Origin of the sequence: Dyadobacter subterraneus (genome assembly GCF_015221875.1) — a bacterium.
In the GTDB taxonomy this organism is placed as follows: Bacteria; Bacteroidota; Bacteroidia; order Cytophagales; family Spirosomataceae; genus Dyadobacter; species Dyadobacter subterraneus.
This window is the reverse complement of the sequence record NZ_JACYGY010000001.1, coordinates 521798-545696: the sequence shown is the minus strand read 5'-3', so window position 1 is coordinate 545696 and position 23899 is coordinate 521798. Positions and strand designations below refer to the sequence as shown.

At 39.5% G+C, this 23899-nt stretch carries 20 protein-coding genes; 7 read left to right on the top strand and 13 right to left on the bottom strand.

Annotated elements, in window-relative coordinates:
- Positions 1 to 170 precede the first annotated feature (170 nt).
- From nadB to IEE83_RS02370, 3 genes are all read right to left on the bottom strand, one after another.
- Positions 171 to 1751, bottom strand: a complete 1581-nt coding sequence (gene nadB / locus IEE83_RS02380; protein ID WP_194119028.1) for an L-aspartate oxidase — start codon at positions 1749 to 1751, stop codon at positions 171 to 173.
- A 107-nt stretch (positions 1752 to 1858) separates the two neighbouring features.
- Positions 1859 to 2854 (bottom strand): quinolinate synthase NadA, encoded by a 996-nt coding sequence (gene nadA / locus IEE83_RS02375; protein WP_194119027.1) that lies wholly within the window; start codon positions 2852 to 2854, stop codon positions 1859 to 1861.
- A 228-nt stretch (positions 2855 to 3082) separates the two neighbouring features.
- Positions 3083 to 3889: an alpha/beta fold hydrolase gene (locus IEE83_RS02370; protein ID WP_194119026.1), complete on the bottom strand. Its 807-nt coding sequence runs from the start codon at positions 3887 to 3889 to the stop codon at positions 3083 to 3085.
- Between the two features lie 87 nt (positions 3890 to 3976).
- Here IEE83_RS02370 and IEE83_RS02365 point away from each other — a divergent pair, with 87 nt between their 5' ends.
- The gene (locus IEE83_RS02365; RefSeq protein WP_194119025.1) at positions 3977 to 4399 is read left to right on the top strand and encodes a winged helix-turn-helix transcriptional regulator; all 423 of its coding nucleotides are present in this window, start codon (positions 3977 to 3979) and stop codon (positions 4397 to 4399) included.
- Positions 4400 to 4477: 78 nt separating this feature from the next.
- On the opposite strand, the gene IEE83_RS02360 is transcribed toward IEE83_RS02365, so the two are convergent.
- The 4 genes from IEE83_RS02360 to IEE83_RS02345 all read right to left on the bottom strand — a co-directional run bounded on the left by IEE83_RS02360 (position 4478) and on the right by IEE83_RS02345 (position 8409).
- The gene (locus tag IEE83_RS02360) at positions 4478 to 5899 is read right to left on the bottom strand and encodes an inorganic phosphate transporter (protein ID WP_194119024.1); all 1422 of its coding nucleotides are present in this window, start codon (positions 5897 to 5899) and stop codon (positions 4478 to 4480) included.
- 256 nt (positions 5900 to 6155) lie between these two features.
- Positions 6156 to 7205 carry a dual-specificity RNA methyltransferase RlmN gene (rlmN, locus tag IEE83_RS02355; RefSeq protein ID WP_194119023.1) on the bottom strand — a complete coding sequence of 350 codons (1050 nt, stop codon included), beginning with the start codon at positions 7203 to 7205 and terminating at the stop codon, positions 6156 to 6158.
- Between the two features lie 143 nt (positions 7206 to 7348).
- Entirely contained in the window at positions 7349 to 7963 is a 615-nt protein-coding gene (locus IEE83_RS02350; protein WP_194119022.1) for a CvpA family protein, read from the bottom strand.
- On the bottom strand, positions 7960 to 8409 hold the full coding sequence (locus IEE83_RS02345; protein WP_194119021.1) for a GatB/YqeY domain-containing protein: 450 nt from the start codon (positions 8407 to 8409) through the stop codon (positions 7960 to 7962). The genes IEE83_RS02350 and IEE83_RS02345 overlap by 4 nt, the downstream gene beginning before the upstream one ends.
- Before the next feature lie 239 nt (positions 8410 to 8648).
- On the opposite strand from IEE83_RS02345, the gene IEE83_RS02340 reads away from it, so the two are divergent.
- A complete protein-coding gene (locus IEE83_RS02340; RefSeq protein WP_194119020.1) occupies positions 8649 to 9368 on the top strand; it encodes a pyridoxine 5'-phosphate synthase in 720 nt (239 codons plus the stop codon).
- A 116-nt stretch (positions 9369 to 9484) separates the two neighbouring features.
- Here IEE83_RS02340 and IEE83_RS02335 read toward each other — a convergent pair whose 3' ends face one another.
- Complete coding sequence (locus IEE83_RS02335; RefSeq protein ID WP_194119019.1) at positions 9485 to 9787, bottom strand: SCP2 sterol-binding domain-containing protein; 303 nt, start codon at positions 9785 to 9787, stop codon at positions 9485 to 9487.
- 229 nt (positions 9788 to 10016) lie between these two features.
- Here IEE83_RS02335 and IEE83_RS02330 point away from each other — a divergent pair, with 229 nt between their 5' ends.
- The 4 genes from IEE83_RS02330 (at position 10017) to IEE83_RS02315 (ending at position 15682) form a co-directional block, all read left to right on the top strand.
- Complete coding sequence (locus IEE83_RS02330; protein WP_228101646.1) at positions 10017 to 10433, top strand: hypothetical protein; 417 nt, start codon at positions 10017 to 10019, stop codon at positions 10431 to 10433.
- Positions 10434 to 10556: 123 nt separating this feature from the next.
- Positions 10557 to 12674 carry a peptidylprolyl isomerase gene (locus IEE83_RS02325; RefSeq protein WP_194119017.1) on the top strand — a complete coding sequence of 706 codons (2118 nt, stop codon included), beginning with the start codon at positions 10557 to 10559 and terminating at the stop codon, positions 12672 to 12674.
- Between the two features lie 244 nt (positions 12675 to 12918).
- Entirely contained in the window at positions 12919 to 14247 is a 1329-nt protein-coding gene (gene xylA, locus IEE83_RS02320) for a xylose isomerase (RefSeq protein ID WP_194119016.1), read from the top strand.
- A gap of 1132 nt (positions 14248 to 15379) precedes the next feature.
- On the top strand, positions 15380 to 15682 hold the full coding sequence (locus tag IEE83_RS02315) for a T9SS type A sorting domain-containing protein (protein WP_194119015.1): 303 nt from the start codon (positions 15380 to 15382) through the stop codon (positions 15680 to 15682).
- 66 nt (positions 15683 to 15748) lie between these two features.
- Here the strand turns inward: IEE83_RS02315 and IEE83_RS02310 are convergent, their stop codons facing one another.
- Genes IEE83_RS02310 through IEE83_RS02295 form a run of 4 tightly spaced genes read right to left on the bottom strand, consistent with a single transcriptional unit; the run spans position 15749 to position 22498 of the window.
- The gene (locus IEE83_RS02310; RefSeq protein ID WP_194119014.1) at positions 15749 to 17251 is read right to left on the bottom strand and encodes a RagB/SusD family nutrient uptake outer membrane protein; all 1503 of its coding nucleotides are present in this window, start codon (positions 17249 to 17251) and stop codon (positions 15749 to 15751) included.
- A gap of 29 nt (positions 17252 to 17280) precedes the next feature.
- Entirely contained in the window at positions 17281 to 20751 is a 3471-nt protein-coding gene (locus IEE83_RS02305) for a SusC/RagA family TonB-linked outer membrane protein (protein ID WP_194119013.1), read from the bottom strand.
- Between the two features lie 22 nt (positions 20752 to 20773).
- Positions 20774 to 21778, bottom strand: coding sequence for a FecR family protein (locus IEE83_RS02300; RefSeq protein WP_194119012.1), 1005 nt, complete (start codon positions 21776 to 21778; stop codon positions 20774 to 20776).
- Between the two features lie 39 nt (positions 21779 to 21817).
- Positions 21818 to 22498, bottom strand: a complete 681-nt coding sequence (locus IEE83_RS02295) for an RNA polymerase sigma-70 factor (protein ID WP_194119011.1) — start codon at positions 22496 to 22498, stop codon at positions 21818 to 21820.
- Between the two features lie 188 nt (positions 22499 to 22686).
- Between IEE83_RS02295 and IEE83_RS02290 the strand changes: the two genes are divergently transcribed.
- On the top strand, positions 22687 to 22875 hold the full coding sequence (locus IEE83_RS02290) for a hypothetical protein (protein WP_194119010.1): 189 nt from the start codon (positions 22687 to 22689) through the stop codon (positions 22873 to 22875).
- A gap of 70 nt (positions 22876 to 22945) precedes the next feature.
- Here IEE83_RS02290 and IEE83_RS02285 read toward each other — a convergent pair whose 3' ends face one another.
- Entirely contained in the window at positions 22946 to 23815 is an 870-nt protein-coding gene (locus IEE83_RS02285) for an Rpn family recombination-promoting nuclease/putative transposase (RefSeq protein WP_228101645.1), read from the bottom strand.
- Between the last annotated feature and the right edge of the window lie 84 nt (positions 23816 to 23899).

Sequence of the window (23899 nt, the reverse complement as noted above, 5' to 3'; positions counted from 1 at the left end):
TTTGGCCACAGAGAGTCGCTTCTTAACCAAAAATATATTGAGTAGCTAGGCTAAAGCCGGAGACATTTTGGCATTGAAAAACCCAAGGTTAAAACCTTGGGTTAATTTTTGCCTTATATAAAATTGAGTCCAAGTCAAACACCCTTTTTCTTGAGAGAAAATTTCCGAAATCAACCTTTCACATGATCCGCATTAAAGTGCAAACCAATATTTTCCCGTCTTGCCATCGCCATTTTTATAATCAGGTAAGAAACAGAAATCATATTTCTTAACTCACAAATCGCAACGGAAACTTTGGATTGGCGATATAATTCTTCATGTTCGTGGTGCAATAATTCCAGACGGTCATAGGCACGTTTCATACGGCGATCGGTGCGGACAATACCCACGTAATTTGACATGATACTATTCAATTCCCGGGTCATTTCTGTTACCAAAACATTTTCTTCCGGGTGTGTTGTACCAGAATCATCCCATTCAGGAATATTATCAGGAACAACGGCTTTGTCAAAACTTTCCAGCGTGCTTTCATAAGCGCGGTGACCGAAAACTACTGCTTCCAATAATGAATTTGAAGCCAGACGATTTGCGCCATGCAATCCTGTGCAAGAGCACTCTCCTACTGCATACAGGAAATTAATATTTGTTTTACCCCACTCATTAACCCGGACTCCACCACACATATAGTGCTGAGCCGGAACCACCGGAATCATTTCAGTTCTTACATCAATACCTGCATCCAGACAATACTGCGTAATATTTGGGAAATGTTCGAGGAATTTTTCATAATCACAATGACGGACATCCAGGTATACATGATCAACCCCGTTTTTCTTCATTTCTGAGTCAATAGCGCGGGCTACGATATCACGGGGAGCGAGTGAAAGACGGTCATCATACAATTCCATGAAAGTACTTCCGTCCGCACGTTTCAAAATTCCTCCAAAACCACGTACGGCCTCTGAAATAAGGAACGACGGTTTTTTACCGGGAAGATAAAAACTGGTCGGGTGAAACTGGATAAACTCCATATTATCACAAATCCCTTTGGCACGATAAGCCATTGCGATACCATCACCGGTGGCGATAGTTGGATTTGTTGTACTTTGATAAATATTGCCAATTCCACCGGTGGCCAACATTGTTGTTTTCGCCAAAAACTTTTCAACCTGTCCGGAGCGGCGGTTTAAAACATAAGCGCCGAAACATTTAATATCTTCACGGTAACGGTAAACAGTTTCTCCCAAATGATGCTGCGTGATCAATTCCACGGCATAATAATGGGTGAAAACTTCAATATTCTTATGACGTTTTACTTCTTCTAAAAGTGCACGCTCAATTTCTGCTCCGGTAATGTCTTTAAAATGCAAAATCCGATGGTCAGAATGTCCGCCTTCCTTGGCAAGATCATAATTCCCTTCCGGTTCTTTGTCAAAACGGGTTCCGTAATCAATCAATTCCTGAATACGTTCCGGCGCTTCTTTTACAACAATTTCAACAACATCAGGCTTGTTAATTCCATCACCCGCATCCATGGTATCATGGATATGCTTTTCAAACGAATCCGATTTATCCCAAACGACCGCAATACCACCCTGGGCATATTTTGTATTCGTTTCATCCGCCTGAACCTTGGTAATGACGGCAATAGAAACGTGCTCCTGCGTATTTTCAAAGTGTCGTGCCAGTTTTGCAGCATAACTAAGTCCGGCAATACCGGAACCGATGATCAGGAAATCGAACTGGGGCATAGGATAATGGTAAACGTGTTTCAATAATTTGACTGACAAGATATGAGATTTCTGATAAAGACTGTGCCATAACAAAAAATCTCAACTCATCATCTATAAGTCCGGAATTAAATCCCTTTACTCAGTTCAAGCATCCGGTTAACCGATTCAAACGCTTTCACGCGAATATCTTCCGGCACAAAAATCTCCGGCTGCTCATAATAAAGTGCGTTATAAACTTTTTCCAGCGTGTTCATTTTCATATATGGACACTCTGAACATGCGCAGGTATTATTGTCAGATCCTGGCGCCGGAATCAGCTTTTTATTCGGAACTGCCTGCTTCATTTTATGAAGAATACCAGCTTCTGTCGCTACAATGAATTTGTCATGATTTGATTCCTGGACGAATTTCAAAAGTCCGGTCGTTGAACTTACAAAATCAGCCTGCAACAGAATATCTTCCTTACATTCCGGATGTGCGATCAACAAGGCATCAGGATTTTCTTTACGAAGTTCAGCCAGTTTTTCACGGGAAATATCAATATGAACTATACACGCACCATCCCACAAAACCATTTCACGACCTGTTTTCTGCGCCACATATCTTCCCAGATTTGCATCCGGAGCAAAGATAATTTTCTGGTCTTTTGGTAAACTGTTTACAATTTGTAAAGCATTGGAAGACGTACAAACGATATCCGTAAGTGCTTTAATTTCAGCAGAACAGTTGATGTAACTGATCACGATATGATCAGGATATTGCGCTTTAAATTCCGCAAATTTATCAGCCGGAGCAGAATCTGCAAGAGAACAACCAGCATTTAAATCAGGAATGACTACTTTTTTATTCGGACTTAAAACTTTCGCTGTTTCGCCCATAAAATGTACGCCACAGAATACGATCATGTCTGCTTCCGTAGCCGCAGCCTGTTGTGATAATCCTAAACTATCGCCTATATAATCTGCCAGATCCTGAATTTCCGCACTTACATAATAGTGTGCTAAAATGACTGCATTTTTTTCCTTTTTCAATCGGGTAATTTCGGCAATCAAATCAATATCTTCTGCAATCGTTTCGGTAACATATCCGTAACGCGCTACTTGTTCTTCAATGGTTGTCATTATGGTGAATAATTGGCTTTTTGTTGATTGTTAAAAATCCAGACCGAATTACGAGAATATACTTTTCAAAACCAAAGAAAGCAGGTGGTCCTACTATGCTGAAAAAAATCTTCAAACGGCTTTTTCTTATCAAAATAGTAACACGTTTTTATCTGTTCTGGTTTAGTAAAAAACAAAAAACTTCTTCCCGGAGCAAAGGAAGAAGTTTTCATTTATTGCTGTAACAAATTATTTGCTGATCTTTTCAAGCAAAGCAGAAAGTTCATCAGGAACTGTGATCATCGCATCATGTCCTGTATTCAATGAATAATGTTTCCAGTTTTTATCATTTTTCACACGATCAGAAAAGGTTTTGAGTACTGGCATTTGTGGATTTGTACAAGCGATATAAACCAGCGGCAAATGGTTTCCGTATGGATTTTTCAAAACCAGACGTTGTGTAAATGTTTTATAAGGCTGAGGAGTTAACCGCTCTTTTACCCATTTGATATCCGCCGGATTTGTTACGCCAAAAGCTTCAACAGGAAAAGAAGGGACGCTAAGACCATTACTGCTTTTAGAAGCATTTTCAGAATATTCCTGCGCTTCTTTCGGATGAACAGAAAGAGCACTTTCGCCATTTTCAACAATCATGGCATCCAGAAATATCAGTTTATTAAGTCGATCAGGAATTCGATCCGCAACACCTGCGATCACCGTTCCTGCATAACTATGACCAACCAGAATCACATTGTGAAGATCTTCCATGACAATTAAATTGACAATATCTTCAATATGCGTATCCAGATTGATGTCTTTGTTTAATGTATTCTGATGTTCCCCAAGTCCGCTTAATGTGGGTGTATAAACAATAGCTCCAACTGCCCGAAGATTTTTACTTACTTTCTGCCAACACCAACCTCCATGCCATGCGCCATGAACTAAAATATATACAGGATTTTTTTGAGCCGATTGAGCGTTAGAGGTAACGGAACTCAGTATCAGTACCGACAGGAATAAATGAGCAATTACAGATTTAATTTTTATTGATTTCATAAGAGTTAGATTTTTCTGCAAAGTTCGCTCATCAGTATTCAGTCGTCAATAACTCACCCGAAAGTGAGTTTAAAACAAAAGCATATTATGTCAAGTGAAATAAAAGAAAGCTCCACCAACGCCCAGAACCTGAAGGTTCTGGCTTCTTCCTGTGAGGTCAATGAAATCCTGACGAACATCAGTCCGCGATGGAAAATGCAGATTTTGTACAGTGTGTCAAAAGGCGTACAACAATTCAGCCGATTGAAAGAAGCATTTCCTTCTTTATCAGATCAGGTTTTAGGAAAAAGATTGGGAGAATTGACGGAAGAAAATATGGTCAGCAAAATGGTTTTAACTAATAAAGCGCCAACTCAGGTTATTTATGAAGTTACTGAAAAAGGAAAAGAATTATTAGCCATCATTCTTGATTTGCATATATGGGGACAAAAATACCGGGAAATTGAAAACAAGAATATATGCTCACTGGTTAACCCTGAATTACAATTAAACGAAGAAACCGCCTCGTGAATAAACACAAGACGGTTTCAGTATATCTTTTGGCCAGATCACTTAAATCCTGACCAACTAAACTAATCACCAAAGCTATTAAAGTATCCAACGGAAGAAAGTATACAAACTTCCTGACAAGATCATGGTTACAGGCAGAGTCAAAACCCAGGCGATAACAATGTTACGAATCGTACTGGCTTGTAAGTTTTTAACACCTTTACTCGCAACCATTGATCCTGCAATACCGGAAGAAAGTACGTGTGTGGTACTAACCGGAAGTCCTAGATAAGAGGAAACTCCGATTGTACTCGCTGCAACTAATTCCGCAGATGCACCCTGTGCATAAGTCAAATGCTGCTTACCGATTTTCTCACCGATCGTTACAACAATTCTTTTCCAGCCCACCATCGTTCCCAAACCAAGAGAAAGCGAAATCATTAAAATAACCCAATCAGGAGCGTAATCGATAAATCTTCTAACTCCTTTTTCACTGCTCGCTTGTCCTTTCAAAAATGCTGTGTCAGCAGAATTAAGGTTAGCATCGCCATGATCAAGAATCGTTTTTGTATTTCTGCTGATCAAAAGAAGTGACTTACGGGCATTCATACGAACTTCTTTTGGAAGTTTTCCGTCTACCAGAGGTTTGTTCACTTGAATGGTTAGTGTGGATATTTCGTTTTTAATGGTGTGCCAGCTTACGCGATCCGAAGCGGATAATCCAAGGGTATCAATTCTGTTTACTGTCTTTTCAATTTTGGCAAGATCACCTTTCATTTCAAGCGGATTAATGCTATTGTCCAGTGCAAAATGTGCAGGCACAATTCCGATCAGAATAAGCATGACAAGCCCAACTCCTTTTTGTCCGTCATTTGATCCGTGAAAAAAGCTGACAAGCGTACAGGTTGTAATCAAAATTGCTCTAATCCACAATGGCGGCGCAGTATTTTTCTTAGGCTCGCTGAAAACGATATCACGTAAAGGTTTTGATAATGCACGGCGAATTACAAACATAATAATGATTGCCAATGCAAAACCGAAAATCGGAGAAGTAAGCAAAGAAGTAAATAGTTCTTCCGCTTTTGACCAGTTTACACCGGCACCATGCGTATTTTCCGGCATGAAAGTGAATGCCAGACCAACACCAAGAATAGAACCAATCAATGTATGCGAACTTGAACTTGGCAGACCAAACCACCAGGTACCTAAATTCCAGATAATCGCGCTGAAAAGCAGCGAAAATACCATCGCGACACTGTGATATACATTCTGATCAATTAACAATTCGACGGGAAGAAGATTTACAATTCCCATCGCAACGGCGATTCCACCAAAAAATACACCCAAAAAGTTACAGAAACCAGACCACATTACGGCGATATTTGGTTTCAGAGAGTTGGTGTAAATTACGGTTGCTACGGCATTAGCCGTATCGTGGAAACCGTTTACAAATTCAAAGGCACATGCCGCTAAGAGACTGAAAGCGAGAAGGAGGAAAATGTCGGTTTCAAGACCAAACATAAGAAGTGTATAAGTTTACTTTTATAAAACTCACTTTAATGATAGTTGCAGAATAAATAGTTCGGCAGGTCCACCAGTAGGTAAGAACATGATTTCGAGGCAAAACTACTGATTCTTTACAAGTGCAATGTTAAGAAATTGTTAAGTAAATTCATATAAACATTAACAAAGCACTTTTCTTTCGGAAAGTCGGATCAATAAAAGTTATAACCCTTCCAAAGAGCAGTAAAGTCAGTAAAAAACAGAAAAAGGCTTTTTAGTTTTCCTTATTGGCAAGTTGTCCGCAGGCTGCATCAATATCTTTTCCACGGCTGCGACGCACATGTACAGAAACACCTCTGTCTTCCAGAAAAGCTGCAAATTTATCCAGACGATCCGCTTCCGTATTTTTGAAATCAGCTTCTGCAATCGGGTTATACTCGATGATATTCACCCTTGCCGGAACACGTTTTGTGAATTCCCAAAGCTCTTTTGCATCCTGTAAGGTATCATTGAAATTGTTGAAAACAATGTATTCAAAAGTGATACGGTTACCGGTTTTTTTGTAGAAATAATTTAAAGCCTCGGCAAGATTATCCAGAGAATTGGATTCGTTGATAGGCATAATGCGGTTACGTTTTTCATCGTTGGCCGCGTGTAGGGAAAGTGCTAACCGGAAACGAACCTCATCGTCACCGAGTTTTTTAATCATTTTGGCAATACCCGCAGTAGAAACCGTGATCCGCTTCGGCGACATATTCAGTCCTTCCGGCGAAGTAATATGTTCAATGGATTTCAAAACCGCCGCGTAATTAAGCAAAGGCTCACCCATTCCCATATAAACAATGTTGGTCAGCGGTGCTTTAAAACTGGCTTCAGCCTGGCGCGCAATGGCAACAACCTGATCATAAATTTCAGCCGCATCCAGATTTCTCTTACGCTCCATATAACCCGTCGCGCAGAATTTGCAGGTAAGCGAACATCCAACCTGGCTGCTCACACAGGCTGTCATACGGTCGGCGGCAGGAATTAACACACCTTCCACCAAATGTCCGTCAAATAATTTGAAAGCAGATTTTACAGTACCGTCATTGCTTTGCTGTTGTTTGGCAACAGTCATGGAATTGATTACGAAATGTTCATCGATCAATTGTCTGGTAGCTAACGAAAGGTTGGTCATTTCGGCAAAAGATGATGCCGATTTTTTCCAGATCCATTCATAAATTTGTTTTGCACGGAAAGCTTTTTCTCCATGTTCAGCCATCCAGTTTTTCAACTGATCAACACTTAATTTCCTTATATCCTGCTTTTCTTGTACTTCAACCATTATTTCTATAACTATTTGTCACCGGTTTTGTTGATGGCAACCTTAATTTTTGCAAAGGTACTGAATATCAATTACTAAAAGAATTTTAAGAAAACGGATTCAATACTTCTGCATGAAAAAACTTAACACCGTTTCCTGAAAAATCATTCGTTTTCCCTATACGATTTCTTTTTCCGGATTTCGGGTTCTTCTTCTGCCTCGTCCTCATCTTTATCATCCCTTTTATCTTTATCAAGATATTCAGATTTCCAGTCCTTGATAAGCTCGCTGCCTTCGGGCATTAAGCCTAGTGCTTTGGTGATCACATTTGGAGCAACGGGAATAATCAGCGGATAAATAAATGTATCAGCTGTGCGATGTTCGGGTATTTTCACACCGATCATATTAACCAGCCAGAAAAATACGCTGATCCCGAAAACCCAGGTAAAAATACCGACCATCGCACCGGCAAAACTATCGAAGGTCCCTAATATCGAATAGCGTAAGGAACGTCGAATCCGGTAACCAAATTGATTCAACAAAAATATTGTTGGAAAAAAGACGGCAGAGAAACCTATATATGGTAAAATCTTTTTTGCTGTGCCGTCGCCAAAATAAGGAGTGAGAACTTCCATTCCCAGTCCAAGAAATTTAAATCCGAGGATCATGGCTACCACAAGTCCTGCAATCCCGATAATCTCGATCAGCAGTCCCTTCCGGTAACCATGTATTGCACCCCAAAGTAATGGAATCAGGATAAGAATATCCAATAACTTCATGCGAGCAAACTCTTTACTAATGTAGAAACAACACGGCCATCCGCTTGTCCGGCCAGTTCTTTCGTTGCGGCGCCCATTACCTTACCCATATCCGACGGGCCAGTTGCGCCAACACGGGCGATAATTTCTTTCAATTTAACCGTAACTTCTTCTTCCGTCAATTGTTTTGGCAAAAACTGCTCAATGATCGCAAGTTCAGCTTCTTCTTTTTCCAAAAGGTCAGGACGGTTTTGTGCTTTGTAGATATCCGCTGATTCTCTGCGTTGTTTCGCCGCTTTTGTAAGTAATTTTAATTCGTCGTCAGCAGACAATTCGTCAGCTGCTCCGCCTTTGGTTTCTTCCAACAGGATCAACGATTTAATTGCACGCAAAGCACGCAATGTATCCTGATCTTTTGCTCTCATGGCATCTTTTATACCGGATTCAACCTGAGTTTTTAGTGACATATGTTTAATGAATGAATTTTGAATGAATTTGATAATATAATGAATGAATGAGTTAATTTAGAATGATCAAATATTAAATTTGTCATCAAAGGCACAAAGTTACACGAATGATAGAATTTTGAATAATAGAATGTGAAGTGATGCCATTTGTTGCTTATCTATCATTCACTCATTCAAAATTCTATCATTCGTGTATTCTATCATTCAAAATTCTGTCATTCAAAATTAAAAATTCCACCATGACTCGTCTCAGCGTAAACATTAACAAAATTGCTACACTCCGGAATTCGCGCGGAGGCGATAATCCTAATGTTCTTAAAGTTGCCCTGGATTGCGAGCGATTTGGCGCACAGGGAATTACAGTCCATCCACGTCCGGATGAACGCCATATCCGCTACCAGGATGTTTATGACCTGAAAGAAGTTGTAACAACAGAATTCAATATTGAAGGCAACCCATCCGAACGGAAATTTATAGACCTTGTGCTGGCTACAAAACCTGATCAGGTCACGCTTGTTCCTGATGCTTTGGGTGCGATAACTTCAAATGCTGGCTGGGATACGATCGCCAACAGATATTTACTGACAGAATTAATCCAGGAATTTAAAGCGGCCAATATCCGTGTTTCCGTTTTTGTTGATCCTGATCCGGTAATGGTGGAAGGCGCAAAAATCTGCGGCGCGGATCGTGTTGAATTATATACAGAACCGTATGCTGCCTATTATTTTGAAAACAGACAAAAAGCGGTTAAACCATTTGTTAAGGCTGCCGAAAAAGCAAAGGAAGTTGGTTTGGGATTAAATGCAGGACACGATCTTAGTCTGGATAATCTTCGCTTTTTGAAACAATGCATTCCATGGATGGACGAAGTTTCAATTGGTCACGCACTTATTTCTGACGCGCTATATCTTGGACTGGAAAATACGATTCAGATGTATTTGCGGGAATTGGAATTGTGATTCCGGTTTTTAGCAATTTAATAAATTAAAAAAGTTATCCTTTGAACGCCCTGGAAATCAGCTTTCGAAAAGCTGACTTCCAGGGCCGAATCAGAAATATTTTCTTATCCGGGGAATTATTTACCTCCAAAAGTTTCGGCAATTTTCATTGCCACACCCATATCGCCATCAATTTTCAGCTTGCCGGTCATAAGCGCCATCATAGCATTCAAATCTCCGTCCATTAATTTCAATGCATTTTTTGCAGAAATCTCCAATGTACAGTCAGCGTTCAGATCATCATTTGTAACCGTGTTTGGCACAGCCTTAGCGTTTATAAAAACACTTCCCTCATCAGTTTTGAATTTAACTGTTGCATCCAATCCACTATCTGTACCCAGCATGCTGGTAACGCGGTCAGTCAGAATTTGAAGACTCATATTATTTGGCTTTCTGTTTTGATGTAAAATTACATTTATACTAATAAAATTGTAAAAGTATGTACCCTAAGAAGAATATTCAAATGCTTTTGGTGTTTTCATCTAAATAGGCAAATTTTACGCCCTGTTTTTGACAATCGTCATTACGAACTTTTTATCATTATCAATGAATCCAATCGTCCGCCCCACAGTGCTTACTGTGCTTTGCATATTTACTTTCCTCAATTCAATGTCAGGTTTATGGGTCCAGTCTGAACGCCTTTGGAATCCGGGAGTTGCTGCTTATCAAATGCATGAAATGCTGGAAGCCGCAAGGGACCGGATCGAAAAACAATCTTCCGAAGCTGATGCCAAGATTATGGATCCGATCATACAATCTGTAATTGACAGTACCACAAGGGAAGTCATGCAGAAAGGAGCCTTTGTCATGATTATTTTTGAATCGCTTTCTTTATATGCTGCCTACTTAATGTGGAATTTAAAGAAACGCGGATTCTATTTATATCTCGCCGGAATAGCTGTGGCATTTTTCGGGTCTCTTCTGGTAGTCGGAGGCTGGTTAGGCGTTTTCACGGCAATTGCAGGCGTACTTCTAAGTTCAATAATGTGCATTGTCTATGCATTTAATCTGAAACACCTTCACTGAAAAAAGTTCAGAATTGTCCCGGATTTTAGTGTTATGTTTGTAATTATCAGTTATCAATTATAAATCCCCCTTGGATTCCACGCAGAAAAGATTTTATTTTGCGGGTCTAATTTGAAAATAGAAATGGCTTTAATTAACAAAATCAGAGAGAAATCCGGAATTGCTGTCACAGTAATTGCAATCAGTTTGATCTTATTTATGGTAGGCGGCGACCTTCTTGGCCCCAATTCCATATTAGGAGGAAACAACAACCAAACTGTCGGCGAGATCGCAGGTAAGGAAATCAATATCAAGGACTTTCAGAGTCGGGTAGATGGATTTCGTCAGAATTATGAGGCTCAATCAGGCCGTAGTTTGAATGAAAATGAACTTGCTTCATTGCGTGATCAGGCATGGAATCAATTTGTGGTTGACATCGCCTACAAAAAACAATTTGACAAATTAGGATTGTCCGTTTCGGATGATGAATTAGTTGATATGGTTCAGGGAAATCACATCAGCCCTTCAATTCTTCAGGCCTTTTCTGATCCGACATCTGGCCGTTTTGACAAAAACGCGGTTGTTAATTACCTGAAAAACTTAAAGACATTACCTGTTGAGCAACAAAAATCATGGACTAATTTCGAGACAAGTCTTCGTGAAGAACGCATTCGCAGCAAATACGAAAACCTTTTGAAATTATCTACCTACATTCCTAAGGCGCAGGCTGAGAAAGAATATGTAGCTCAAAATACAAAAGCAACAACACGTTATTTATATGTTCCTTACTTTTCTATTGTAGATACTACAATTAAAGTAACGGATTCTCAGCTTGAAAGCTACCTGAGCGCTCACCGCTCTGAATATAAGGGAACAGATACACGTTCAATTGAATACGTAAGTTTCCCGGTTCAGCCTGCAAAAGACGACAGTACTGCGCTTTATAATGAAATTAAAGAATTGGCTCGTGGTCTTGCAACAGCACCAAATGACTCTGCTTATGCAAAAATGAATTCTGATGTTGCTCTTCCAATGAATATGTCATTGGCGACAATGTCTGATCAGTTGAAAGAAGCTTCAAAAACTTTCGTTGTTGGTGGCGTTTACGGACCATACCGTGAAGGAAATACTTATTTCATTTACAAATATGACGGAACACGTACTGATACGGTATCATCTGCAAAAGCAAGCCATATTTTGATCAGAGCTGAAAATCAGTCGGATTCAGCGAAAGCAGCTGCGCGCGTTCGTGCAGAAGGTATTTTGGCTCAGATTCGTGCCGGTGCAAACTTCGAAGCTTTGGCTGCAACATCAAGCGCGGATCCGGGTTCGGCACAACGTGGTGGTGATCTTGGATATTTCCAGAACAATGGCGCAATGGTTAAGCCTTTCGAAGAAGCAGTTTTCTCTGCAAGCTCAACAGGCTTAATTCCTAAATTGATCGAAAGCCAGTTTGGTTTCCACATTATTAAAGTAACTGCAACTAAAAACAATACACTTTACCGTATTGCTGCTATTGGAAAAAACATTGCTCCAAGCCAGGCAACACGTGACGAAGCTTACCGCAAAGCAGATGAATTCGCGAATTCAGTGAAAACAAAAGCACAGTTTGACGAAGCAATTAAAAAAAATAAGGCACTTGTAGTTGCAACGGCAAATCGTATTCCAGAAAGCGCTACAAATATCAACGCCATTCAAAATGGTCGTGAAGTGGTTCGTTGGGCGTTTAAAGATGATACAAAAATTGATGCTGTTTCTCAGGTTTTTGAAACAGAAGAACAATATATCGTAGCCGTGCTGACAGGCAAATCTGATCAGGATAATGTTAAAGTGGACGATTTCCGTGATGAACTTACAACGAAAGTTCGTAACGAATTGAAAGCTGAACAAATCACAGCGAAACTTAAAGGTGCAACAGGCGATCTTGAAACAATTGCTAAAAAATACGGAGCCGGTGCACTTATTGAAACCGCAAACGATATTTCTCTTGCAACAGGTTTCCTGACAAGCGCAGGTTTTGATCCGATTGCATTAGGAAAAGTATTTGGTTTGAAACCTGGTCAGAAAACAGGTGTATTCACTGGTGAAAACGGCGTGTTTATCATGGAATTGATCAATAAAACCGAAGCTCCTAAAATCGCAGATTTCACACAAAACAAAACACAGCTGACTCAATCTCTGGAAAGCCGTTCTTCATATCTGGTCAACGAAGCAATTCGTGAAAATGCCAAAATTGTTGACCGTCGCGCAAAATTCTTCTGATAGAAAAAGCAGTTTAAAATACGAAAAAAGGGCAGCGAAAATATTTCGCTGCCCTTTTTTCGTTTAAGATTCCATTTTTTCAAAAATAAGTGATAGTATTGCAGTAAAAATTGTCAATAGTACACTTAATAAAAAAACAGGCGGAGGATAGTAATAAACAGTTTGCGAAAGCTTTACTTTTTATCGTTTTTTTACACCCATTGCCTAAACCTTAGTATCTAAAAAACCATTAACAAAAACCACAATGAGCATATTACTCGGTGATCAGGAGTATTTTAAAGGAATTGGAAAAATTGCGTATGAGGGACCGGAATCAGATAATCCGTTAGCCTATCGCTGGTATGACGAAAATCGTATTATTGCTGGTAAAAGCATGAAGGAACATCTTCGCTTTGCAGTAGCTTACTGGCATACATTCTGTGGAAATGGCGGCGATCCTTTCGGCGGACAAACATTATTTTACCCATGGGATACAAAAGCAGACGCTGTTGACCGCGCTAAAGACAAAGCAGATGCTGCATTTGAATTAATCACAAAACTTGGATTGCCTTATTATTGTTTTCATGATGTTGACGTTGTGGATTACACCAACGACGTTCGTGACAACGAAAAACGTCTTCAGACTTTAACTCAATATCTTGCGCAAAAGCAAAAAGATTCAGGGGTTAAATTACTTTGGGGAACTGCCAATTTATTCAGTCACCACCGTTACATGAATGGTGCTGCTACCAATCCTGATTTTGATGTGCTGGCGCATGCAGGTGCACAGATCAAAACTGCTTTGGATGCAACGATCACCTTGGGCGGAGAAAATTATGTATTCTGGGGAGGTCGCGAAGGGTATATGACCCTTTTGAATACAGATATGAAACGTGAGCAGGAACATTTCGCTCAAATGTTGAAAATAGCTGTGTCTTATGCACGTTCCCAAGGCTTCAAAGGTAAATTCTTTATCGAACCAAAACCTTGTGAGCCTACCAAACATCAGTATGATTACGATGCTGCAACAGTAATCGGTTTCCTTCGTCAGCATGATCTTCTTGGAGATTTTGCCTTGAACCTTGAAGTTAACCACGCAACTTTGGCTGGTCACACTTTCGAACACGAATTGCAGGTTGCTGCGGACGCAGGAATTTTGGGTTCTATCGATGCAAATCGTGGTGATTACCAAAACGGATGGGATACAGATCAATTCCCTAATGACATTGCTGAGTGGACAAAAGCTTTGCTTGTAATTTTACAAGCTGGCGGTTTGAGCGGTGGCGGTATCAACTTTGATGCAAAACGCCGTCGTAACTCTACAGACGTCGCTGATGTATTCCATGCGCATATCGGTGGTGTTGATGTTGTTGCAAGAGCGCTTGTAATTGCTGACAAAATCAGACAAAATGGAGAGTATGACAAAATCCGTACGGATCGTTACGCAAGTTTTGATTCAGGAAAAGGTGCCGAATTTGAAGGTGGCAAACTTGGTTTGGCCGACCTTTTCGAACTTGCAGCAAGCAAAGGCGAACCAGCTACTTTGTCAGGAAGACAGGAATATCTTGAAAATCTGATTAATCGTTTTATTTAGTTAATAGAAATATTTCTAAAAATATAAATCCAAAAGTCGCTGATGCATATCTGTGGCTTTTGGATTTTTGTTTGTCAGATCATAAAATAATTTAAGAGACAATGCTCTTTTAAAATTTATATTTTACTTGGCTTGTCTCATCACGCCAATGAACCATTCTATCAGGAATTGAAAAATTTCTATTATACCGTTAAATAAATTTATTCAGCATTTACAATCCGACAATTATAATTATTAAAAACCATATACTTAATTGCACTATGTTAAGTCACCAGATTTTAATGATACCAAGTTAATTCAGTTTCAAATCAATTATTTTCACACAACAACCATTTATGAACTAAACCAACTTTTAAATCGGCCTCTTCAATCAGAATCATACTATAACCGATTGAAGAAATTTACGGGCCTTGCCTTTTACTCAACATCTCTTCATTATTTGCCCGCTTATCTTAATTGATAAACTTTTGGGCTCTCTCTCAACGCTACGGGAATTTTTGTCAATTCTTCAATTGGCAGTTTTACTTCAACTACTCAACGTGTTAATTATTTTCTGAGTTTGATCAGTGTCAAGGCCACGCTGTCTTTCATTTCAAACGAGGAAACTGATAAACATTGCTTTAAGCAGTTTTGATGACTTCTTATCAAACCAAATTTCCTTGTATGCTAAATTCTTTTCTTAACAACCTTTCATCCGGTCATACAGCACGGCGCACACACTATGTCCCTGTTTCACACAAGATGCTGTATTTCGTAGGCCGGACTGGTCAAAATTTTTCTTTAAAGCACAATACCGCTCCTACCTGATCTATGGAAAACAACACTAAACCTTAAAGGACTAGCATCTGCTATTGAAAATTTCCAGAATACCCGTCAGTCAGATATTTACAACTGTTGTAGGGAATGATGAAATTCCGTATCCGCTCCTTCCGCACCGTTCGCTACGTTAACAAGAGCTATACAGGATAGCCGCTTTCGGAAACAAGATTTTACTGAATGCAGGTACCTATCTGGCAATTGCGAAATAGTAACATATGAACCCTTCGTGGAAAAATAAGAATGTACTTCGCTGGGCGATTGTTGTTCCAACCCATAAAATCCGGCTGACGGTGAAAATCTTTACCGTTTAAAAATGATCGATAAAGATGAAACCTTTGCTTACAGCCGCATTGTAAGTCTAAACTTTGGATTTATTGAAACCATTTCAGTTTTCCCAAATCCGGCCACCGATCTGTTACAAATAAATATGAAAGATTGGAATAAAGTCAAAACAGTAAAACTGGTTGATTTAAATGGCAACACGGTTTACTCTTCAACCAAAAGTGGTTTAACCAAAATAATCGATGTTAAATCGCTTATCCAGGGAATGTATGTAATGGAAATATCCGGAGAAAACGGAAAAATCAGTGCAAACAAAATTGTGATCAGCAAATAAAAACCAGTAACCAAAAAGAGCTGCCGGAAAATTTTCCGGCAGCTCTTTTCTTAAATAATGCTACTATTAATATCCGGTATTCTGTTTCAAATTGGTATTATTTCTGATCTCAACCGTTGGAATCGGGAATAAAAGTTCTCTCGCCGTAACGACCGGACCGTAAGAAAATTTATATCCTACATAATTGTCGAACTGTTTTGTTGCAAGGTTAAATCCTTTACGCAGACGAGCCATATCAAACCAGGTAACATTTTCAAAACACAATTCATACCAGCGTTCTTTCAAAACTTCTGTTCTGAACTGGTCTTTTGACAATCCTGAAAGTGCTGGCAATTGCGCTCTTAATCTTGTTGCGTTAAGTGCGTCATATGCTTTTGTACTTGGTGTTCCTACTTCGTTTGATGCTTCCGCGTACATCAATAATACATCTGCATAACGAATCACCGGCCAGTTCAAATCACTATTTGCGGTCGAGGTTTGAGCTGCAACATCGAAATGCTTATAGATAAAATATCCACCCAGATTCACTTCCAGATTTCTGTCCGCCTGATTTGTAAATTTTGTAAAAAAGAACTGTTTTTCTTTGATACGTAAATCAGCCGGATCATAAGATTTTATGAAATCAATATTGGCATAAATTCCACCCGTTTCATCCGAATAAGCCGAGATATTTTTGTTATACGGAATAATAAATCCCTGCCAGGTTCCCGGAAGAATCTGAGTTCTGAACTGAATCATAAAAATATTTTCATCAATATTTTTCTTCGTCGGGTCATGAAGAGCATCATATGAGCCAAACAATTTAAATTGTTTGGAATCAATAACTTCTTCTGCTTTTTTGGCTGCCAAAGCATAATATTCACTCCCTTTTTGCAAAGGATAACCAGCCATTGTCAGATAAACTTTTGCCATAAGCGATTTTACAGCTCCAAGACTTACCTTTCCGGAAGCATCCGTCCAGGGCAAACCGGCAGCTTCTGCTGTTGTCAGATCATCAACAATCAGTTTATAAATTTCCTCTGGATTTGCCTGTGTAGGTCTCAACTGAGTTGATTCAAGCGAAACCGGCTCAGTGATCAAAGGAATGTTGCCAAATATCTGCACCAGATTGAAATAATACCATGCTCTTAGAAAATGCGCCTCGCCTAATAATTTTTTAGACTCAGTGGCGTCCATTGCAATGGTAGGAATTTTGTTAATCGAGAGATTCGCATTAGCAATTCCTTTATAATAGGCTGCCCAGTAATCTCTTCCATAACCATTGTCGGAAGTATTTCTCAAATCTTTTACAAAATAACTGTTCACAGCCTGGCCCAAATCCGTTGACGCCAATCCGGTTGCAAATTCAGTCATTGTCCAGTCTGCTCCACCAAAACCGCTGTTCATGATAGGATCGCGCATGGAAAGATAAATTGCGTTTACAGAACTTCTTGCATGTTCAGGTTTGGTAAAATAATTTTCTACCGTAAAATTACTTGGATCCGATTCGTCCAGAAAATCAGAGCAGGCCGTAAAGGTCAGTGCGCCGGCAACTAATGCCAATAATCTATATTTAGATAATATCTTCATTGTTTCTTCTTTAAAAAGTCTACATTAAACTATAATCCGATATTAAGGCCGAGCATAAATATCCGTGGCTTAGGATAATCGTACAATGTCAAACCCTGATCGAAAGGCGCACTTGAATTGGAAACTTCCGGGTCATATCCTTTATATTTTGTGGCTACAAAAAAGTTCTGAACAGAGCCATAGATTCTCAGACGATCCAGTTTTAATTTGGATGCAACAGTTGCCGGAAAACTGTAAGCTAATAAAAGGTTACGTCCACGGATAAATGATCCGTCTGTTACTTTATGACTATCATTATTGGTAGTATAGTAAGCACTGATCGGTCTGATTTGTGCAATTGGCGTATTCTGATTTGTTTCCGTCCAGGCATTCAGTACCGTCTTGTAACTGTTAGCAATACCTTGTCTGTCTTCTGCCGAGTGAATACTTCTGTCCAGAACATCATTGCCATACATGTATTGCAAATCCACAGTCAACGAAAATCCGTTGTATTGAAAAGTGTTCAGGAACGTACCAAATCCGTCAGGAATACCTTTTCCGATAATCGTTCTGTCGTTGTCATTGATCGTGCCGTCATTGTTCAAATCCTTATATTTAATATCACCAGGTAACATTCCATATTTTTTTGCTTCATCCACTTCATTGCTTCCCCATGTTCCCTGATTAACACGACCAAAGAAAGAACCAACAGGCTCACCAACCCGGATCACGCCGTTACCGGAATAGATATCACTTCCGCCGGACAGTGCCAGTACTTTATTTTTATTGATTGATATATTAAAAGTTGTAGACCAGGAAAAATCGCCCGCTTTGATATTTGTAGAGTTTATAGCAAATTCAATCCCTTTATTTTCCATACTTCCGATGTTAGAGAAAATGCTTGCATAACCGCTGCTAAGTGGTAATGGAGCATCCAATAACATATCGTTTACTTTTCTGTGGTATACATCGAGTTCAAAATTTAAGCGGTTTGAGAATAAACCTAGTTCCAAACCAGCGTCAAACTGCCGGGTTTTTTCCCATTGTAAATTGGCATTTGACATACGATCTATACCAATACCGATGTTACGCGTTCCGTCGAAAATCACGTTATAATTGGCCATACCGGCTAGTGCCCGGTAAGCCGGAATTTCTGAATTACCAGTGGCCCCAAAACTGGTCCGGATTTTCAGATTTGAAATGGAAGGAATATTCTTCATGAAATTTTCCTCTGTCACACGCCATGCAACGGCAGCCGATGGGAAAAATGCATAACGATTTTCAGTACCGAATTTGGAAGAACCGTCCAAACGTCCGGTAAACGTTACCAAATACTTATTAAGTAAACTATAATTCAAACGGGCAAAATAAGAATTTAATCCATAAGCCTGCGCATTTGAAGACGGCGCCTGAGGACTGGATCCACCACCAAGGTTGTTAAACTGAAAGTAAGTATCACTGAATCCTTGTGTAATAGCACGATCTTCAAAACGATCTACGTGTTGCCAAGATAAACCGGCAAGTGCAGTCAAGGAGTGAATTTTAGCGAATTCTTTGTTGTAAGTCAGATAATTTTCGAATTGCCATGAGTTATACCGGTTGTTACGAACAGAAGCTTCTCCGTTATCCGAAATATATTGCATTCCTTTTGCAGCAAAATAATCGTTTCTCTGATTGATTACATTAGTACCGATTGTTGATTTGAATTCGAGTCCGGCCGCCAGACGGATTGTCGCATACATATTTGCGAGCATCGTTTGCGTCCGAAGATAATACAAACGGTCTGCCGCTATACGCAAAGGGTTATCCCCGCCTTCCATACCCGGATAATCCCGGTTGCTTGCCCAGGTTCCGTCTGCATACCTAACCGGGATAATCGGCAGTTCTTCCAAAACCTGACGCATCATAGTAATACCGCCCCCATCAAGCTGGTCAACCTGTTTTTCGTTCTGATCAGTGTAGCCAAGGGTACCTCCAACTTTCAGCCAGCTTTTAATTTGTGTATCAAATACGAAGCGGCCTGAAAATCTTTTCTGCCACGAACCACGCGCAATACCATCCTGATTGCGATAGTTCAGAAAAGCACCATAACTTCCTTTTTCATTCCCGTTGGTAATGCCCAGCTGATGGTTTTGGGCGAAGGCTTTTTGAAATGATTCCGCCTGCCAATCCGTATCATAAAGCGGATTTCCCTGCGAATCAAATAATTTCGGATTTGTTCGTTTGGTTTTTGGATCGGTATATTTTGTACCCGTTGCCCATCCTACCGGATCATATTTTGCCGCATTGGCGTAGGCCAGATCTTCAACAGCCAGAAATTCTTTTGAATTCAGTACCGCAAGTTTTTTTGGTGCGATACCAATGCTGAAATCAGTGTCATAAGTTATTCTTCCGCCACCAGGAGTTCCGCGTTTGGTAGTAACCAGAATAACTCCATTGGCTCCACGTGCTCCATAAATGGCTGTGGAAGATGCATCTTTCAAAACTTCAATGGAGGCAATATCATTTGGATTAATATAGTCAATCGGTGTACTTCCATTTTGAAGATCGACAGCATTAAGTATCACACCGTCAATAACATATAATGGATTATTTGATACACTCAAAGAACTCGCACCACGAATACGAATATTTGCCCTACCACCAGGCCGACCTGAGTTTGATGAAACATTGACACCGGTAACCCGACCGGAAAGTCCCTGATTTAGCGAGGACGCGGGACGTTCCTGCAAAGCTTCTGCTTTTACTGTACCAACTGCGCCGGTTAAATCAGACTTTTTTACGGCACCATAACCAACTACAATAACTTCATCCAGGGCATTTTCGTCAGGAAGTAAATTCAGAGAAATTTTAGACTGGCTTCCTACCGTTATTTCCTGCGATTTGTAACCTACAAAACTGAAAACCAATACAGCTTTTTCATCCGGAACATCGAGTTGAAATTCTCCTTCGCCATTGGTTGAAGTACCGCGCTGAGTTCCTTTTACAATAACGCTTACGCCAGGTAACCCAGAGCCTTTTTCATCAATGACTTTTCCATTAATCGTTTTATCGACTGCCGCAACGATCGGGTGACTGTTTAAGGTATTGATAAGATTTGTACTATTTCCTTCGGAAAGCGCACCTGATTCTTTTCTTTCTTCAGGCGCCGTTACACTTGTTTTAACCGGCTCTTTACCTTCAATAATGACGTAGGTGTTCTTCCTGGTCTTTTTAAATTTTAACCCGTTTTGGGAAAGAATCAATTCCAGATTTTTTTCAAGTGGTTTTGTCAGATCTATTTGGCCGGAAATAATATTAAGCTGTCCTACCAGACGATCTTCGAAAACAATTTCGACGCCGTAATGCCGCTGTAAATCCAGCAAGGCATTTTTTAATTTCATTTCCTGCCTGACTGCCTTAAACTGGCTTGCCGGCATAGAGGCAAATGCAACGGTCTGGCTTTGAGCTGCCTGCGAAAATTGTGTCGCAAAGGCAAGCCCAATTCCCACCCAGTGCTTACGTGATAGTGTTAATTGCATATTGAAAGGGAGTTAGAAATAGTTAATTTTCAGTTATTAAAATAGAGTTACCGGCAGTCTCAACTCTGAGATCAAGCACTTCGGATATCGTTTTGAGCAATTCATCCGCACTCTCGGTTTTGAAGTTTCCCGTAATCGTGCGGCGCGCTATTTTTTCGTTTGCTATAATGATTTTTCTACCAAAATTTTCATTAATCATAGCACTGATTTCCATCACCGAAGTGGCGTTAAATATGAATCGTTGTTCCTTCCACGCACTATTATTTTTTATATCCGTTTCAGATGTCAGTTTAAGTTCTCCCGTTTTTTCCAGGGTTACCAAATCGCCCGGTTTCATCAATAATTGCTGCTTTTCATTTCCCTGGGCATAATCAATTCTTATCTTTCCACGACTAAGCGCGACTTTTGTGCCGCGCGGGCGGGCAAAAACCGAAAACTGGGTACCCAAAACTTCAACCTGAAAAGTATCAGACGTTTTTACCACAAAGCGCTTATGATCAATGGTATGACTAACTGAAAATTCCGCTTCGCCATCAAGAATTACATTTCTGACATCGCCGTAAAATCCAAATCGGGGAATTTTCAGGCGTGAATTTGCATTCAGTGCAACACTGCTGCCATCTTCCAGATAGATTTGCGTTGTCTTCCCATATCCAGTTTCAAAGGTTTTATACAGAAGCAGATCTCTTGAAAGCCAACCCCAGCAAACCAGCAATAATACCGAAGCAGCTATCAGCCAGTACTTTTGGATTTGTAGGGGATTAAAAGAAATGTCAGAAGACGACTCATTTTCTGACTCCGTATTAAGATCCTGATTATCTTGATTTATTCTTTCCAAAAGCCGATTCATAGCCTTTTCCTGATCAGGAATAAATTGAGGAGAACGTGTTTCCCATTCTAAAAGCCATTGGTGGAAAACCTCTGTATTTTCCGTATTTTTCAACCAGTCCTCAGCAAGTTGTCTTTCAAGTGGATTTGCCCGTCCGGACAAATACTCAAAAAGAATATGTTTCAAAGATTCTTCCATGATGTGTTATTTTCAATTCAAGAGATGGGCCTACAATCCTCAGACAGGCTGGATGCTAAAAGTATCGATGAGCAAAAAAAGGCACGGCAAGATCCATTCACCATTTAATGCAATTCGCAGATGTTTGAGTGCTTTTGAAATATGTACCTCAACCGTTTTCGGAGAAATGCTTAATTCCTGAGCAATTTCATGGTATTTTTTGCTTTCAAAACGGCTCATCAGAAATACTCTTCGGCATTGCATCGGCAGCTCTCCAATAACCTCATTTACTTTAAGAAACAGATGATTATAATGTATTTCAGCATCAGGCTGCTGTTGTTGAAGTGATATGGTATTTTCAGTATTAAGTTCAATAGAATCTGTTTTGCCAAATTCACGGCGCAAATGAGTAAAACATTCATTACGGACCGCACGGAATAGATAACTTGTATAAGATGAGCTGATATGTTCGTAAGATTTTGTCCGGTAAAATTGAAAAAATACTTCACTTACCAGATCTTCCGCAATTTGTTTTGAATAGACAAAACGGACAGCGTGACTACATAGCGGCTTATAAAATCTTCTGAACAGAAGCTCCAACCCTTTCGAAGGATTTTCTTCAAAAGTCATTTTTAAAAATAATGCAGAATCTATCTCCTGTGAACGAGGTTTGTCTTCCTGAGAAGGCGACAGAAAAACGTTTTCTGTCTTAGGTTCTTCATGTAGCAAAGGATCGCGCATAGAGTCTTTTGTTTTGTAATAATTAGAAGACTTTTTTGCACTAAAATTCCCTTAGTATGATAAGAAAATAATTGGAAAAATTTATATTAAAAAGAGAAGTTCCAATTTCGAATTGGGAAAATCGGGAATTTGACTGTGACTTTTTTGTTTTAAAAAGTCTAATAGCTAAACCCAAATCAAGATTTTAGATGAAATTCAAAAGTAAAATCGGTATATTAATAGCAGGAACACTGCTAGCGTTGGCAGGTATAAATCTTATCGTGGATTCAACAACAACAAAGAATTTAGGGGCTGTCCTGACACTCACAGGGGTTTTCACCAATATTGTTGTCCTATTGATTCTGATTAAAAATGAGAATATGATGAGTGACCTTTAAAGAATTCAGAAAAAAAGCTGATTTTGGGAGACTCAGCTTTTGCGTTTTGAATATCTACATCAACGAGTTTCTATAATTTTTCTATTTCATTTTTTGACAAACCTGTTAACTCCTGGATTAAGGAAATTTCCATTCCTTTTTTCTTCATGGCCAACGCGATTTGTTTTTGACTTTCTTCTTTACCTTCCCTCAAAGCTGCCGCTCTTTCCTGTTTAACAGCATAATCCATGCCATTATAGTTATCCCATTTAATTTTCAAACTTTCGTCGTAGGCCATTTTTTCTTTTCCCGTTAGATTGCTGACTTCTGCAATGTTAAACAATTTGCTAAAAACTGGTTTACGTAAAAATACAGGAATTTTATCTAACCTGCTCATATTCTTCAACAAAAACAGCCAGTTATCCAGTTCAGAATGTAGTTCGTTTCCCTTTTTCAAAAATTTAGGAATTTCGATAAAAACGAAACCAAGCTTATCATAGAAAATTTCAAAAGTATCTGATTTCATTAATTGAACTCTGTGCAGATATTGTTCACTATGGGTTTCGTCAAAACTGAAATCCATAAGGCCAATCAGATAAACCGGTTTCAAATGGTAATTCCACTTTGGTCCTCCTTTGGGTGCTTGTTGCGTTATCAGAGAAGAGGTATAATACAGCGAGCGGTCTTTAAAATATTCCTGGCGAATACGCTGCATTTCAATAATAAATTGTTCTCCATTTGAACCAGTGCAAAGCAGATCAAAAATCACTTTTCTATTTTCGTCGGAGTGACCAAAGTGTTCCGTTTGATTATAAGTCAAATCTACAATTTGCTTTTCTTCCCCCATAATCTGGTTTAGAAAATCTATCAGTAAATCTTTATTGGGCTCGGAACCAAATAAGCGTTTGAAGCCAAAGTCAGTAAAAGGGTCGATAAATCGCCCTATGGGTAGCATTTCCATATTTTAGTGTGTGTAATTTTTACAAACATACAAAAAAGGGAGTCAAGTTTTGTAGACCTGACTCCCTCCGGAATATCTAAACTA

Bases quoted from the DNA above. Each gene is read 5' to 3' on its own strand.
- nadB (WP_194119028.1), bottom strand. From the start codon at position 1,751: ATGCCCCAGTTCGATTTCCTGATCATCGGTTCCGGTATTGCCGGACTT.
- nadA (WP_194119027.1), bottom strand. From the start codon at position 2,854: ATGACAACCATTGAAGAACAAGTAGCGCGTTACGGATATGTTACCGAA.
- IEE83_RS02370 (WP_194119026.1), bottom strand. From the start codon at position 3,889: ATGAAATCAATAAAAATTAAATCTGTAATTGCTCATTTATTCCTGTCG.
- IEE83_RS02365 (WP_194119025.1), top strand. From the start codon at position 3,977: ATGTCAAGTGAAATAAAAGAAAGCTCCACCAACGCCCAGAACCTGAAG.
- IEE83_RS02360 (WP_194119024.1), bottom strand. From the start codon at position 5,899: ATGTTTGGTCTTGAAACCGACATTTTCCTCCTTCTCGCTTTCAGTCTC.
- rlmN (WP_194119023.1), bottom strand. From the start codon at position 7,205: ATGGTTGAAGTACAAGAAAAGCAGGATATAAGGAAATTAAGTGTTGAT.
- IEE83_RS02350 (WP_194119022.1), bottom strand. From the start codon at position 7,963: ATGAAGTTATTGGATATTCTTATCCTGATTCCATTACTTTGGGGTGCA.
- IEE83_RS02345 (WP_194119021.1), bottom strand. From the start codon at position 8,409: ATGTCACTAAAAACTCAGGTTGAATCCGGTATAAAAGATGCCATGAGA.
- IEE83_RS02340 (WP_194119020.1), top strand. From the start codon at position 8,649: ATGACTCGTCTCAGCGTAAACATTAACAAAATTGCTACACTCCGGAAT.
- IEE83_RS02335 (WP_194119019.1), bottom strand. From the start codon at position 9,787: ATGAGTCTTCAAATTCTGACTGACCGCGTTACCAGCATGCTGGGTACA.
- IEE83_RS02330 (WP_228101646.1), top strand. From the start codon at position 10,017: ATGTCAGGTTTATGGGTCCAGTCTGAACGCCTTTGGAATCCGGGAGTT.
- IEE83_RS02325 (WP_194119017.1), top strand. From the start codon at position 10,557: ATGGCTTTAATTAACAAAATCAGAGAGAAATCCGGAATTGCTGTCACA.
- xylA (WP_194119016.1), top strand. From the start codon at position 12,919: ATGAGCATATTACTCGGTGATCAGGAGTATTTTAAAGGAATTGGAAAA.
- IEE83_RS02315 (WP_194119015.1), top strand. From the start codon at position 15,380: ATGATCGATAAAGATGAAACCTTTGCTTACAGCCGCATTGTAAGTCTA.
- IEE83_RS02310 (WP_194119014.1), bottom strand. From the start codon at position 17,251: ATGAAGATATTATCTAAATATAGATTATTGGCATTAGTTGCCGGCGCA.
- IEE83_RS02305 (WP_194119013.1), bottom strand. From the start codon at position 20,751: ATGCAATTAACACTATCACGTAAGCACTGGGTGGGAATTGGGCTTGCC.
- IEE83_RS02300 (WP_194119012.1), bottom strand. From the start codon at position 21,778: ATGGAAGAATCTTTGAAACATATTCTTTTTGAGTATTTGTCCGGACGG.
- IEE83_RS02295 (WP_194119011.1), bottom strand. From the start codon at position 22,498: ATGCGCGATCCTTTGCTACATGAAGAACCTAAGACAGAAAACGTTTTT.
- IEE83_RS02290 (WP_194119010.1), top strand. From the start codon at position 22,687: ATGAAATTCAAAAGTAAAATCGGTATATTAATAGCAGGAACACTGCTA.
- IEE83_RS02285 (WP_228101645.1), bottom strand. From the start codon at position 23,815: ATGGAAATGCTACCCATAGGGCGATTTATCGACCCTTTTACTGACTTT.